Source organism: Chromobacterium sp. FG89 (assembly GCF_057808735.1).
In genome coordinates, this window is the sequence record NZ_JBMDIQ010000001.1 from 322,234 (window position 1) to 336,000 (window position 13,767).

The 13,767-nt window shown below is 66.4% G+C and carries 13 protein-coding genes; 2 read left to right on the top strand and 11 right to left on the bottom strand.

The window, feature by feature from the left end:
- The first annotated feature begins 93 nt into the window (after positions 1 to 93).
- Positions 94 to 426: a GlpM family protein gene (locus ACODRW_RS01600; protein ID WP_107800500.1), complete on the top strand. Its 333-nt coding sequence runs from the start codon at positions 94 to 96 to the stop codon at positions 424 to 426.
- Here ACODRW_RS01600 and selA read toward each other — a convergent pair.
- Positions 409 to 1,815, bottom strand: a complete 1,407-nt coding sequence (gene selA / locus ACODRW_RS01605) for an L-seryl-tRNA(Sec) selenium transferase (RefSeq protein WP_488905043.1) — start codon at positions 1,813 to 1,815, stop codon at positions 409 to 411. The genes ACODRW_RS01600 and selA overlap by 18 nt on opposite strands.
- Before the next feature lie 79 nt (positions 1,816 to 1,894).
- Here selA and ACODRW_RS01610 point away from each other — a divergent pair, with 79 nt between their 5' ends.
- Positions 1,895 to 2,884: a serine/threonine protein kinase gene (locus tag ACODRW_RS01610; protein ID WP_107800498.1), complete on the top strand. Its 990-nt coding sequence runs from the start codon at positions 1,895 to 1,897 to the stop codon at positions 2,882 to 2,884.
- Positions 2,885 to 2,893: 9 nt separating this feature from the next.
- On the opposite strand, the gene ACODRW_RS01615 is transcribed toward ACODRW_RS01610, so the two are convergent.
- The 10 genes from ACODRW_RS01615 to ACODRW_RS01660 all read right to left on the bottom strand — a co-directional run bounded on the left by ACODRW_RS01615 (position 2,894) and on the right by ACODRW_RS01660 (position 13,625).
- The gene (locus tag ACODRW_RS01615; RefSeq protein WP_235086801.1) at positions 2,894 to 4,096 is read right to left on the bottom strand and encodes an EAL domain-containing response regulator; all 1,203 of its coding nucleotides are present in this window, start codon (positions 4,094 to 4,096) and stop codon (positions 2,894 to 2,896) included.
- 13 nt (positions 4,097 to 4,109) lie between these two features.
- The gene (locus ACODRW_RS01620) at positions 4,110 to 5,210 is read right to left on the bottom strand and encodes a protein-glutamate methylesterase/protein-glutamine glutaminase (protein WP_107800497.1); all 1,101 of its coding nucleotides are present in this window, start codon (positions 5,208 to 5,210) and stop codon (positions 4,110 to 4,112) included.
- Positions 5,207 to 5,731 (bottom strand): chemotaxis protein CheD, encoded by a 525-nt coding sequence (locus ACODRW_RS01625; RefSeq protein WP_107800496.1) that lies wholly within the window; start codon positions 5,729 to 5,731, stop codon positions 5,207 to 5,209. Before ACODRW_RS01625 ends, ACODRW_RS01620 begins: the two co-directional genes overlap by 4 nt.
- Before the next feature lie 76 nt (positions 5,732 to 5,807).
- Positions 5,808 to 7,388 carry a methyl-accepting chemotaxis protein gene (locus ACODRW_RS01630; RefSeq protein ID WP_488905044.1) on the bottom strand — a complete coding sequence of 527 codons (1,581 nt, stop codon included), beginning with the start codon at positions 7,386 to 7,388 and terminating at the stop codon, positions 5,808 to 5,810.
- Positions 7,389 to 7,394: 6 nt separating this feature from the next.
- Positions 7,395 to 7,955: a chemotaxis protein CheW gene (locus tag ACODRW_RS01635; RefSeq protein WP_107800494.1), complete on the bottom strand. Its 561-nt coding sequence runs from the start codon at positions 7,953 to 7,955 to the stop codon at positions 7,395 to 7,397.
- Between the two features lie 12 nt (positions 7,956 to 7,967).
- Positions 7,968 to 9,605 carry a methyl-accepting chemotaxis protein gene (locus tag ACODRW_RS01640; protein WP_107800493.1) on the bottom strand — a complete coding sequence of 546 codons (1,638 nt, stop codon included), beginning with the start codon at positions 9,603 to 9,605 and terminating at the stop codon, positions 7,968 to 7,970.
- Complete coding sequence (locus ACODRW_RS01645; protein WP_488905045.1) at positions 9,602 to 11,878, bottom strand: chemotaxis protein CheA; 2,277 nt, start codon at positions 11,876 to 11,878, stop codon at positions 9,602 to 9,604. Before ACODRW_RS01645 ends, ACODRW_RS01640 begins: the two co-directional genes overlap by 4 nt.
- The gene (locus ACODRW_RS01650) at positions 11,868 to 12,218 is read right to left on the bottom strand and encodes an STAS domain-containing protein (protein ID WP_107800491.1); all 351 of its coding nucleotides are present in this window, start codon (positions 12,216 to 12,218) and stop codon (positions 11,868 to 11,870) included. Before ACODRW_RS01650 ends, ACODRW_RS01645 begins: the two co-directional genes overlap by 11 nt.
- A gap of 13 nt (positions 12,219 to 12,231) precedes the next feature.
- Positions 12,232 to 12,600 carry a response regulator gene (locus ACODRW_RS01655; RefSeq protein ID WP_235086808.1) on the bottom strand — a complete coding sequence of 123 codons (369 nt, stop codon included), beginning with the start codon at positions 12,598 to 12,600 and terminating at the stop codon, positions 12,232 to 12,234.
- Between the two features lie 17 nt (positions 12,601 to 12,617).
- Positions 12,618 to 13,625 carry a hypothetical protein gene (locus ACODRW_RS01660; RefSeq protein WP_146176705.1) on the bottom strand — a complete coding sequence of 336 codons (1,008 nt, stop codon included), beginning with the start codon at positions 13,623 to 13,625 and terminating at the stop codon, positions 12,618 to 12,620.
- Positions 13,626 to 13,767 lie beyond the last annotated feature (142 nt).

Sequence of the window (13,767 nt, forward strand, 5' to 3'; positions counted from 1 at the left end):
TTTTTATTAATGAGAATGAGAACAAGAATGAACCTCAGCCGCGGCGGGGACGCCTTGTGACACAATTGGGGTTTTCCGGGGACGGGGAGGGGAATGGCTTTATTGCTGAAAAGCGCCTTGGGCGCGCTGGCGGTGCTGTTGATCAGCGTGTTGGCCAGGTCCAGGAATTACTATATCGCCGGCCTGGTGCCGCTATTCCCCACTTTCGCGTTGATCGCGCACTATATTGTCGGCAGCGAGCGCGGCGCGGCCGAGCTGAAAACCACCTTGCTGTTCGGCATGGCTTCGCTGCTGCCTTATTTCATCTATTTGCTGGCCCTGTATTGGCTGATAGACCGCTGGCGGCTGGGCGCGGCCTTGCTGGGCGCGGCGGCGTGCTGGGCCGCGGCCGCCGGCGTCTTGATCTGGCTATGGACGCGCCAATGAGGCCAGATTGGCGATGAAGCCGGCTTCGTCCTCCAGACAGCGCAGGTCCAGCCACAGCCTGCCGTCGGCCAGCCGGCCGATCACCGGCTGCGGCAGCGCGCGCAGCGCTTCGGCCAGCCGTTCCAGCGTGCCGCCCCGGCCGTCGGCCGGCGAAACCGCCAGCGCCCAGCTGGGCAGCCGGTCCACCGGCAGCGAGCCGCTGCCGATCTGGGACAGGCAGGTGGCGCCTTCCACCAGGTAGTCCGTTCCCAGCGCCGCGCTCAGCGGGGCGAGCAAGCGCTCGGCGCTGGCGCGCATCGCCGCTTGCGGGCGGCTCAGCCGGCGCAGCGTCGGCAGCGTGTCGGCCAGCCGGTCCGGTTCCAGATAGAGGCGCAGCGTGGCTTCCAGCGCCGCCAGCGTCATCTTGTCGCAGCGCAGCGCGCGTTTGAGCGGGTGCTGTTGAATCTTGTCTATCCATTCGCGCTTGCCGATGATCAGGCCGGCCTGCGGGCCGCCCAGCAGCTTGTCGCCGGAGAAGCTGACCAGGTCAACGCCGGCGGCGATCATCTGTTGCGGCATAGGCTCGTGCGGCAGGCCGTAGGCGGCCAGGTCGATCAGCGCGCCGGAGCCCAGGTCGGTGGCCACCGGCAGGCCGCGTTCGCGCGCCAGTTCCGCCAGTTCGGCCTCCGCCACGCTGCTGGCGAAGCCCTGAATCGCGTAATTGCTGGTGTGGACCTTGAGCAGGAGGCCGGTTTCCGCGGTGACGGCGTTGCGATAGTCCTTCAGATGGGTGCGGTTGGTGGCGCCCACTTCCACCAGCCGGCAGCCGGCCTGACGCATCACGTCCGGCATGCGGAAGGCGCCGCCGATCTCCACCATCTCGCCGCGGGACAGGATCACCTCGCGGCCGGCGGCGACGGTGGACAGCATGATGAGCACCGCGGCCGCGTTGTTGTTGACCACGCAGGCGGCTTCGGCGCCGGTGAGTTCGCGCAGCAGCTCGCTGACCGCCTGGTCGCGGTGGCCGCGGCCAGCGCCTTGCAGATCAAATTCCAGCGTGGCGGCTTCGCGCATCGCCGCGGCGACGGCTTCCACCGCGGCCTCGGCCATCGGCGCGCGGCCCAGATTGGTGTGCAATACGGTGCCGGACAGATTGAACACCGGCCGCATCCGCATGCGTTGCCGTTCGGCGACCCGGTCGCCGACGGCGGCGGCCAGGCTGTCGTCGCTGTCGGCCCAGGCGGGCAGCGCCTGTTGTTCGCGTATGGTCCGGCGCGCCTGCTCCAGCGTCTGGCGCACGGCCTCGGCCAGCGCGGCGTTGCCGTGGCGGCCCAGCAGGCGGGCCAGACGCTCGTGGCCCAGCAGGCGGTCAACGGAGGGCAGGCGGGTGTACAGGTTCTTCAGGTCCATGGAAGCTTCCGGCGCAAGGTCAGATTCCTTCATTTTACCCGCTTACGCTCGAGCGCTGCCGGCTGCGTATAATGCCTGGATGCAGACACATCAAACGCCTCCCTTCGCCGGCCTGACGCCGGACGCCATTCTCGACGCCGTGGATAGCCTTGGCCTTTACAGCTCCGGCAGCCTGCTGGCGCTGAACAGCTATGAGAACCGGGTTTACCAGATCGGCATCGACGACGCCGCGCCGCTGGTGGCCAAGTTTTACCGGCCGGAGCGCTGGAGCGATGAGCAGATTCTGGAGGAGCACGCGTTTTCGCTGCAATTGGCGGAGCGCGAGATTCCGGTGGTGCCGCCGCTGGCCTTCAAGGGCGCCACCTTGCATCATCACGGCGGTTTCCGTTTTGCTTTGTTTCCGCGTCGCGGCGGCCGGGTGCCGGAGTTGGGCGACGCGCGCACGCTGGAATGGATAGGCCGCTTTCTGGGCCGCATCCACGCTTTGGGCCGGGTGGAGGATTACGCGCGGCGGCCGGCTTTGGACGCGGACAGCTTCGGCCGCGAGCCGGCGGACTATCTATTGCGGCACGCGGACTTGCCGCCGGAACTGCGCGAAGTCTTCCGCGGCGTGCTGGAGCAGGCGCTGGCCGGCGTCGACCGCGCTTACCAGCGCGCCGGCGCGGTGAGCGCGCTGCGGCTGCACGGCGATTGCCATGTCGGGAATATGCTGTGGACCGACGACGGCCCGCATTTCGTCGACTTCGACGACAGCCGCATGGGGCCGGCGGTGCAGGATTTGTGGATGCTGTTGTCCGGCAGCCGCGAGGAGCAGTCGGCGCAACTGGCCGAGGTGCTGGCCGGCTACGAGGATTTCTGCGAGTTCGATCTGCGCGAGCTGCATCTGCTGGAGGCGCTGCGCACCTTGCGCTTGATCCATTACAGCGCCTGGCTGGCGCGGCGCTGGCACGATCCGGCCTTCCCGGCCGCCTTCCCCTGGTTCAACAGCCAGCGTTACTGGGAGGAGCAGATTCTGACGCTGCGCGAACAGATTGCGCTGCTGGACGAGCCGCCGCTGTGGTCTGCCTGAGCGTGCCGTTCAGCCGGTGCTGGCTTCCTTGCTTTGCTGCATTCTTTCCTTGACCCAGCTTTCGAAGTGGGGTGCGTCCATCGGCTTGGCGATGAAATAACCCTGGCCCATCAAGCAGCCGCGGTTGCCCATGAAGTCCAGGTCGGTGGTGGTTTCTATGCCTTCGGCCACCGTGGTCAGCTGCATGCGCTGGGCCAGTTCGATCACGCTGTTGAGCACCGCCTCCAGATGAGGCTTGGTGGACACCGAGGTGACCAGCGACTGGTCGATTTTCAGTTCGGTGAACGGGAAACGGGTCAGTTGCTGCAAGGTGGCGAAGCCGGTGCCGAAGTCGTCGATGGACAGGCCCAGGCCGCCCAGGCGCAGCCGGGCGGCGATGCCGATGGCTTCGGCCAGATTGTCGGCGATGGCGGTTTCCGTCACTTCGAAAATGATGAAGCGCGGCGGCACATGGGTGCTGAGCAGCCGTTGTTCGATTTGCTGGGTCAGGTCGTCACCCTTGAGCGACAGCGCCGACAGATTGACCGACAGCGGCAGCCGCAGGCCGCGGCGCGCCCATTCCTGCCATTGCTTCAGGCCCTGGTCCAGCATGCTCAGCGTCAGTTCGGTGGCCCAGCCGCTGGCCTCCACCACCGGGATGAAACGGGCGGGGGAGACGATGCCGAGTTCCGGATGCTGCCAGCGCGCCAGCATTTCCGCGCCCTTGAGCAGGCCGCCGTTGAGGGTGACCTTGGGCTGGTAGTAGGGAATGATCTCGCCCTTGTCCAGCGCTTCGCGCACTTCCACCTCGCTGAACAGTTCGGCGTGATGGTCGTCGCCGCCCTTGGGCGTCCACACCCGTTTGAGCAGGTCCAGCAGCTCGGGCTGGCGCAGCGGCTTCTTTAGGCCGCCGAGCACCGGCAGACCCAGTTCCCGCCCCATCAGTTCCACGGTGGAGATCAGCAGGTAATCCTTGCTGGAGGTGACCACCAGCGGCGCGCCCAGGCCTTCTTTGGCCATGTGCTGCATCACTTGCACGCCGTCCAGCTTGGGCATTTCCAAATCCAGCAGGATCAGGCTGGGAAGCTGCTCGCGCATCCGCTCCAGGCCTTCCTCGCCGTTGGCGGCTTGGCGGATCTGCTGCGCGCCCAGGCCTTGGCAGATCTCGCAGCCGTGCTGACGCTGCAAGGTGCTGTCGTCGATGATCAGGACGTCCTGGATATCCAGTTGCATGGTGTTTCCTCGTTCAACGGCAAATCGCCTTGGCGATGGTGTCCAGCGGCATCACTTCGTCGGCCGCGCCCAGGCGGATCGCCTCCTTGGGCATGCCGAAGACCACGCAGCTTTCCTCGTCCTGGGCGATGGTCTTGGCGCCGCAGTCGTGCATTTCCTTCAAGCCCTTGGCGCCGTCGTCGCCCATGCCGGTCATGATGATGCCCAGCGCGTTCTTGCCGGCGAACTTGGCGGCGGAGCGGAACAGCACGTCCACCGAGGGCTTGTGGCGGCTGACCAGCGGGCCGTCCACCACCTCCACCAGATAAAAAGCGCCGCTGCGCTTGATCATCATGTGCTTGCCGCCGGGGGCGATCAGCGCGCGGCCCGGCAGGATGCGGTCGCCGTTGCTCGCTTCCTTGACTTCGATCTGGGACAGGCTGTCCAGCCGCTCGGCGAAGGAGCGGGTGAATTTTTCCGGCATGTGCTGGACGATGGCGAGGCCGGGGCAGGTGCGCGGCAGCGCGGTGAGCACGGTTTCCAGCGCCTGGGTGCCGCCGGTGGAGGTGCCCACGGCGATGATGCGTTCGGTGGTGGCGAACATATTGCCGCCGGTGGGCGCGGACAGGATGGCGTCGGCGGACAGCTTGGGCCGGGTCTCCAGCGGGTTGGACGCCGGCGCGGCGCCGCCGGGCGCGGAGCCGCCGGCCGAGGGCATCACCCGCACCCGGTTCATCCGGGCGGCGGCGGCGCTTCGCACCGCGTGCACCAGCTGATTGGCGCTTTCCTCCAGGAAGCCCTTGACCCCGGCCATGGGCTTGGCGATCACCTCCACCGCGCCGGCGGCCATCGCCTGCATGCTGATGTCGGTGCCTTTCTGCGTCAGCGAGGAGCAGATCACCACCGGCGTGGGCCGGCTGGCCATCAGCTGCTTGAGAAAGGTGATGCCGTCCATGCGCGGCATCTCGATGTCCAGCACGATGACGTCCGGCCATTGCTGCTTCATTTTTTCCATCGCGGCGATGGGGTCGGTGGCCACATCCATCACCGTCATGCCGGTTGCCTGGCTGAAAACCTGGCTCAGCACCTGGCGAACCACTGCAGAGTCGTCCACGATCAGCACTTTGATAGTCATGCCCGAGTCCTTGCCTTATGGTGTGCGGAAATCCTGCTCATGTCCGCGTCCTGCGTCTGTTTTACCCACACATCGCCCGTGGCCAGGTCGAACATCACCAACCGCGGGCTGTTGCCGCCCAAATCCTCCGCCTGCACCGATAGTCCGAGCTGCTTGACCAACTGGTAGGCCATGTCGATATTGCGCGAGGGCACGTCGTGCGGCTGATCGCGCTCGACGCCGGCCAGCACCGCGGCGCCGCCCACCAGCTTGGCGTGGAATTCCTGCAAGGGCAGGCCGGAGGCCAGCACCTCGTGCAGCATCAGCAGCATGGCTTCGTCGCCGTAGCGGCCGGACAGCGCCGTCGGTCTGCGGTCGGTGCGCCGCGCCAGCAGGTAGTGGCACATGCCGCCGATCTTGGCCTTGGGGTGCCACAGCGTGATCGAGACGCAGGAGCCGAGCAGCGTGCGGATCTTGTGGTGCTTGTCGCCAAAGTACCAATCGCCGGGATGCAGGAATATATCGACTTCTTGTTTTGTCATTGCCAGGGCCTTTGCGCCGAAAGTCGGCCAAGCGACCGGTTCATTCGTTTCAATGTAGAACAGTTGCCGCGCCGTTTCAGGGCGGATTCGGCGCGTCCTCCGCCGCCGCGCCCGATTCCCGGACCAGGAAATAGGCGATTTGCTGTTGCAGGCGCGCAGCCTGTTTGTGCACTTCGGCGGCGGTGGCGGCCAGGGCTTCGCTGTTGGCGGTGTTGCGCTGGGACACGCCGCCCAGGTGTTCCATCGAGCCGTTGACCTGGGCGATGCCGCGCGCTTCTTCCCGGCTGGCGGTGCTGATGCCGCCCACCAACTCCGCGGTGGCCGCGCTGCGCTCCAGAATGCCGGACAGCGCGCGCGCGGCCAGACGCGCTTCATGGCGGCTGCGCCGGGCCAGTTCGCCGATTTCCCGGGCGGCGTTCTGGCTGCGTTCCGCCAGTTTGCGCACGTCGTCGGCCACCACGGCGAAGCCGCGGCCGTGCGGGCCGGCGGTGGCGGCTTCGATGGCGGCGTTGAGGGCCAGCAAATTGGTCTGGTAGGCGATGTCCTCGACGATTTCTATGCGCCCGGCGATCTGCTCCAGCGCGCTTTCCGCGGTCTGCACCGCTTGCTTGCCGTCCGCCACCTGGCGCGCGGCGTCGTGCGCGGCGGCGTTGGTCAGTTCCGCCTGCGCCAGATTGCTTTGGCTGACTTCGTGCATTTGGGCGCAGGAGTGGGCGGTGGCGCCGACGCTGAGCGCGGCGGCCCAGCTGTTTTGCGCCAGCGCCTCGGCGGTGGCCCGGATTTCCTGGGCGCTGTCGGCCAGTTGGTCGGCGCTGCGGCGCACGTCCAGGATGATGTCGCTCAGGTGGCGGCTGCAGTAGCCCAGGGTGGCGTGCACGCTGCGGCGCGTTCCGGGGGGCGGCCTGTCGCCGCGGGATAGCCGGCCGGCGGCCATCTCGCGCATGCGCTCGGCCAGCGCGTCGGGCTCCGCGCCCAGAATGCGCCACAGATTGCGGTGGATGGCCCAGGCCAGCGCCAGGCCGGCCAGCGCGCTGCCGCCGGCCAGCGCCATCAGCAGCGTTTTCAGTTCGCGGCCGCGGCGCTCCGCTTGCAGGGCGGCTTGCTGGCGCAAGGCGTGCGCTTGTTCGCGGACTTGCCGCAGCGGGGCGAGCAGCGCCGGCGCGGCCTGGTCCAGCGCTTTGCGGGCTTCGTACTTCTGATTGGCGGCGGCCTGGCGCACGCCCTGGTCCAGCATGGGGAAGGCCAGGCCGCGCTGGGCTTGCAGCTGCCGCATCGAGCGTTGCAGCGCGTCCTTGCCAGGCGCCTGCTGCCGCTCGATGGCGTCGGCCAGTTTCCGCTCCAACTCCAGATAGCGGCCGCGGGCGGCCAGATAGCGCTCCCGCCAGGCCTGGATGTCGCGGCGGCTGGAGACGATGATCAGCGAGCGGTAGTCGATGCGCATTTCCTGGATCTGGACGTGCATGCGGTCGCTGAGCCGGGCGTGGCGGCCATAGACTTGGGTGATTTCTTCCAACTGGGTATGGAATTGCTCAAGGCCGTAGAGCCCGGCGGCGATCAGGGCCAGCAGCAGGATCAGCAGCGCGCCGAAGCCCAGTTTCAGTTGCCGGGAGACGGACAGGGCGCTTCGGCCGGGCGCGGGGACGAAGTGGGCCGGCATCGCCGCTCAGGCCTTTTCCGTCTGGGTTTCCGCGGCGGCGTCCTGTTGGCCCAGGCTGGAGATCAAGGCCATTTCATCGACCGACAGCACTTTGTTGACGTTGAGCAGCACGATGAAATGGCCGTCCAGCTTGGCCATGCCGGCGATGAAGTCGACGCGTATCTTGCTGCCGAACTGAGGCGGCGGTTCGATGTCGGCGTCGGGGATGGCCAGCACCTCATGCACCGCGTCCACCAGAATGCCGATCAGCTGCAATTGTTCTTCGCCCTCCACTTCGATGATGACGACGCAGGTGCGGCGATTGATTTCGGTTTCGCCGCGGGCGAAGCGCAGCGACAGGTCTATCACCGGCACCACCGAGCCGCGCAAATTCATCACGCCGCGGATGAAGGCCGGCATCAGCGGCACGTGGGTCGGTTTCAGGTATTCCAGGATTTCGCGTATCGCCAGGATGCCGATGGCGAAGACGTCGCCGCCCAGCTGGAAAGTCAGGTATTGGCGGGCGTCGGCCTGCGGTTCGGCGGAGGCGGCGTTGTCGTGCTTGCGCTGCAGATGGAGCGGTTTCATGGCGCTGTCCGGTTAGAAACGGATGAAGTCGGACTCTTCCGCCAGCGGCGGGTGCAGCGGCTTGTGCGGCAACAGGGGCTCGCGCCGCGCGCGCGGCGCCGGGTGGAAGGACTCGGCGGCGCCCAGCTTGAAGTAGCCCATCAACTCGTGCAGGTGCTCGGCCTGATCGTTCATTTCCTCGGCGGTGGAAGCCAGTTCTTCGCTGGCGGACGCGTTTTGCTGCGTGGTCAGGCTCAGTTGCTGGATGGCGGAGTTGATCTGGCTGACGCCGCTGGCCTGTTCATTGGAGGCGGCGGCGATCTCCTGCACCAGATCGGCGGTGCGGCTGCTGGAGCGGACGATTTCCTCCAGGAACTGGCCGGCCTGCTCGGCCAGCTTGACGCTGCTGCCGGCCACGCCGCTGATTTCCTGGGCGGCGATCTGGCTGCGCTCGGCCAGCTTGCGCACCTCGGCCGCCACCACGGCGAAGCCCTTGCCGTGTTCGCCGGCGCGAGCGGCTTCGATGGCGGCGTTGAGCGCCAGCAGATTGGTCTGGTAGGCGATGTCGTCGACGATGCCGATCTTGTCGGCGATCTGGCGCATCGCCTCCACGGTGCGGCGCACCGCCTCGCCGCCTTCGGCCGCCTCGCGCGAGGCCTTGGTGGCGATGCTCTCGGTGACGCGGGCGTTGTCGTTGGTCTGGCTGATGGAGGAGGACATTTCCTCCACCGAGGCCGAGGTTTCTTCGATGCCGGCCGCCTGCTCGCTGGCGGCCTGGGACAGCGCCTGCGAGGTGGAGTTGATCTGTTGCGCGGCGCTGGACAGCGCCTCGGAGCCGCTCTTGACCTCGGCGATGATGTTGCGCATCCGTTCAATGGTGACGGCGATGGCGGCGCACAAGCTGCTTTGGTCGCCCGGCCGCAGCCGGATTTCCGCGTCCAGATTGCCGTCGGCCACCTGGCGCATCACCTCGGACACATAGTGCGGCTCCCCGCCCAGGGTGCGCAGCAGATTGCGGGTGATCAGGGTGGCCAGGCCGGCGCTGATCAGGGCGGCCAGCAAGGACAGCGCGATCATCACCCAGTGCGCCTGTTGATAGCTGGCGTTGGCCTGATTGGCCAACTGGTCGTTGAGTTTGTCCTCCAGGTCCGCCAGCGCGGTCAGTTGCTGGTTGAAGGCGACCATCTGCGGCGCGATCTCGTTCTGCATCAGTTTCTTGGCTTCGTCCTGACGCCCTTGATTGGCCAGGTCCACCGCCTTGTCCACCATCGTGAGCGTGGCCGGCCGCATGTTCTGAATGCGGCTCATCTGTTCCAGCTCCTGGGGGGTGTTGTTGTCGGCCTGCCGGAAGACTTCGGCCAGTTTCTTTTCCCTGTCCATATAGGCGACTTTGCTCGCCTGATAGGCTTGCAGCGCGCTGTTGATGTCGGCGGGCCCCTCGGCCAGCATCACATTGCGGTAGGCGATGCGGATGTCCTGGTTGTCGCTGATCAATTGGCGCGCCAGCCGGCTTTCCACATTGTTGACCTGGGTGATGTCGCGCAGGGCGATATTGCTGATCTCCAGCCCGTACAGCGCCGCGCTGACGCAGATCAGCATCAGCGCGATGATCAGGCCGAAGCCCAGGCCGAGCTTCTGCGCGATGGACATGCCGTGTTTGTATTGGCTCATTGGGCGCTCCTATCCGTTTTCGCCGCGGTGTTTGTGGTGCCAGCTTCCCATTCCCGGGCGGGAAGCAGCGCGTACCGCTCCGCCTCTTTTTGGGTGGCATGGTGGATCAGGGCGGGCACGTCGAGAATCAAGGCGACTTCGCCGGTGCCCAGGATGGTGGAGCCGCTAATGGCCTTGAGGTGGCGGAACAGATTGCCCAGCGGCTTGATCACGGTCTGGAATTCGCCCAGCAGCGCGTCCACCACCAGGCCGGCCTTGCGTTCGCCGTAGTGCACCACCACCACGTTGCGGCGTTTGGCCGCGACGGCGGGTAGTTCCAGAAAGCCGTCCAGGCGCAGCAAGGGCAGCAGTTCGCCGCGCAGGTTCAGGCAGTCGTGAACGCTGTCCTTGTCCAGCGCGGCGGGCAGCTCTATGCATTCGATCACCGCTTCCAGCGGCACCACGAAGGTGGCGGCGGCGACTTCCACCAGGAAGCCGTCGATGATGGCGAGGGTCAGCGGCAGCCGGATGCGGAAGGTGGTGCCTAAGCCCAGTTCGGATTCGATGTCTATGGTGCCGCGCAGCTGCTCTATGCTTTTCCTCACCACGTCCATGCCCACGCCGCGGCCGGAGATGTTGGTGACCTGGTCCGCGGTGGAGAAGCCGGCCTCGAAGATCAGGCGGAACACGTCCTGCTCCGGCAGCGCCATGTCGGCGGGCAGCAGGCCGCGCTCCACCGCCTTGGCCAGGATGCGCTCTTGGTTGAGGCCGCCGCCGTCGTCGGCCACTTCGATCACGATGCTGCCGGATTCATGGTAGGCGTTGAGCCAGACATGGCCTTCGGCCGGCTTGCCGCCGGCCAGCCGGCGCTCGGTGGTTTCTATGCCGTGGTCGATGGCGTTGCGCACGATGTGCATCAGCGGATCGCCCAGTTTTTCCACCATGGATTTGTCCAGCTCGGTCTCCGCGCCGGAGATGTGCAGCTGGATGTCCTTGCCCAGTTCGCGCGAGACGTCGCGCGCCACGCGCGGGAAGCGGTTGAAGATTTCGCCTATCTGTATCATGCGCATGGACAGCGTGCCGGCGCGGATCTGTTCGATCAGATTGGCGATGGTCTGGGTGGACTCCACCAGCGCGCTTTGCTGCGAGCGGCGCGCCACCAGATTGGCGGCGGCGCCGGCGATCACCAGTTCGCCGATCAGATTGATCAGGCTGTCCAGTTTGCCGGCCTCCACCTTGATGAATTTGCTTTCGGCCGATTTGCCGCTTTTGGCGTCGCCGGCGGTTTTGGCGGCGGCGCGCGCGGCGGGCGCTTCCGGCGCGGCGTCGGCGGGGGCATCGGACACGGCGTCGGCGGCGAGCGGTTCGTCCGGCGCGAACTCCACGATTTCCACCGACGGCGCCGTCGCCTCTGCTTCGGCGAACGCCGCTTCCGGCTCGGCGGCATCGGCTGCGGGTTCCAGGCCAAAGCGCAGCCATACCGCCCGGACCGCGTCGGCCTCCTCCCGTGGCGCGCTGGCCAGGGTCTGAGCCTGCTGCCGCGAGCTGGGCGGCCACGGCCAGATATGGACCTCGCTGTCTTCGCGCGCGAACTCGAAAACATCCAGCAGCGTCTGCTGCGCCTCCTGGCTGCGGTACAGCGCCTCCAGGCGCAGATAATTGGTTTCCGGGTTGAAGTCGTCGCCGCTTGGCAGCTGGGTGGCGACGGCCTCGATCCGGTCGATCTCGCCTATGGTGGCGAGATAGCGGATAAAGGACGACGGGTCCATGCCGTTGCGCAGCATGTCCGGACCGAAGCGCAGCGACAGCAGCCATTGCTCCGGCGGCGGCGCGGCGAGCTCGGGCTGCGGCTCGGGCGGCGCTTCCGTTTGTTCCATCCCGGCCGGCGCCTCCTGGGCGGCCGCGCCGCCGGCGGCGCGGCTGTAGGCGACCAGCTCGTCCAGCAGCTCGGTGCCGGCGAAACGCTCCAGGCTGTCCTTGGCCGCCAGCGCGGTCAGCATTTCCTTGACGTGGTCGTGGCAGCGCAGCAGCAGGCCGGTCAGCATATCGTCCAGCCGCAGTGCGCCGTCGCGCAGCAGGTCCAGCACGTTTTCCACTTCATGGGTGAAGCCGACGACGACGTCCAGGCCGAACAGCCCGGCCGAGCCCTTGATGGTGTGCATGGAGCGGAACAGGGCGTTCAACTGTTCCGTGGTGGTGGAGTCGGCTTCCGCGTCCAGCAGAATGCTTTCCATCTCCCCCAGCAGATCGTTGGATTCTTCGAAGAAGGTTTGCAGCGCCAGTTCAAGATCCATGCGCAACCTCCTCCAAAGAGAGCTGGCCTTGCAGGCCCACCAGGCGGATGAAGTCCAGCGAGGCCGGGCTGGGGGCGATGAAGCGCAACGCGACGTCCTTGCGCAGGCTTTCCCGGCGCAGCCACAGCAAGACCTGGGCGATGGCGCAGTCCAGCTCTCCGACGCAGGACAGATCCAGTTCGATGGCGGCGTGGCCGGCGAGGGCGGCGTGGAGCTGCTGATGCAGTTCCGCCGCCTGGTAAATGGTTTGTTCTCCGCTGAGCGTCAGTTGGAAAACGGCGGCGGCCGGCGCGGCGGGCGCGCTGTCTTTGGCGTCTGGTTTTTTGCGGGCGCGCGGCATGTCGGGCTCCCGATCAGGGCAGGATCAATTTGGAAACGGCGGTCAACAGCACCGGCGGCTGGAAGGGTTTGACCACCCAGGCCTTGGCCCCGGCGGCCTTGCCTTCCTGCTTCTTTTCCTCGGAGGATTCCGTGGTCAGCATGATGACCGGAGTGAATTTGTAATTGGGATGGATCTTGATATTGCGCAGCAGCGCGATGCCGTCCATCAACGGCATGTTCACATCGGAGACGATCAAATGGACTTTGCGTCCGTCCAGCACGTCAAGGGCTTCCTGGCCGTTGGCGGCCTCCAGCACCTCATAGCCCGCGCCGGCGAGCGTCATGCGAACCACCTGCCGCAGGCTGGCCGAGTCATCGACGATGAGTATGGTCTTGGCCATCTGGAACATTCCCCGGATCAAAAGAAAGTGATGTTGTTTTGCTTATTGCCCGATTCCGCTTGGTCGCTGCTGTGCAGGACGCGCTGCTCATGGGTGGTATAGCTGTTTTTCAAGGCGTCCAGCCAGGCGGCGGTGTCCGGCGGCGTCGGCCGACGCTCGGTGTCCACCAGCGCCTGGCTGAAGACGCTCTCCAGCCGGCGCATATCGTTCTGCACTCCGCTGAGGATTTGGTCGACCCGGTCCTGGAATTGCAGCTGCACCAGAATGTCTTCCAGCGCTTGCTGCAAGGACTGGGATTGGACGGCCTCGTCGTCAGGCGCGGCTTCTTCCGCCGGGGCGGAGGCGTCGGCGGCGTTCAGCGGCGCGTGCGGCCGCAGCGGCTCGTGCGCCATCTGCGCCAGGCTGTCCATGGCCTTGTCGATCTGGTTCTGCAGCCGGGACAGCTGTTCCAGCGTGTCGCTGCCCAATTGCTCCATGCTTTGCTCGCCGTCCAGCTGGTGGCCGCTGACCAGGCTGCGCACCAGGTTCTGCAGGGTGTTGGCCGATTGGCCCAGGGTGTGCAGGTGGATGGCGAGATCGGTCTGTTGCCGGGTGGCGTTCTGCAATAGCTGCAGCATGTGCTTGAGCCGGCTCTCCGCCTGGGCCAGCGCCGCCTGGTCGGTGTGTTCGCCCGGCTTGGGCACCGCGCCGCCCACTTGGCGCAGTATGCCGTCGAAGCGCAGGGTCAGCCGGTTGGCGGCGTCGTCCATCTGCTCCTTGCCCAAGGAGATGTGGCCGGCCCACAAGGGCAGCAAGGCGCAGACGTGGCTGGCGAAGCCCTGCCAGTATTCGTCCGGAGTCGGGGCCGGCTCCGCGGCGGCGGCCGGCGCCGGCCAGAACAGGACCAGCGCCAGCGCGGCGCAGCTGAGCGCCAGTCCGGCCCAAAGCAGCGGATGCCCCCAGAACAGCCAGCAGAGGACGCCGCCATTGATGGCCAGGCCCAGCAACAGGCGGTTTCTTGGCGTCAGAGGCGGGAGCAGGACCATGTCGATCAACCGGGATGGAAAAAAGTCATACCTTTTTTGTAGTTGTTGGTTTTTTCTTATGCAAACGGACGGCGCGGCCAAAGCGCTCGCCGACGCCATGAAAAAAGCCTCCGCGTAGGAGGCTTGGGGGACGTTGGGAGCG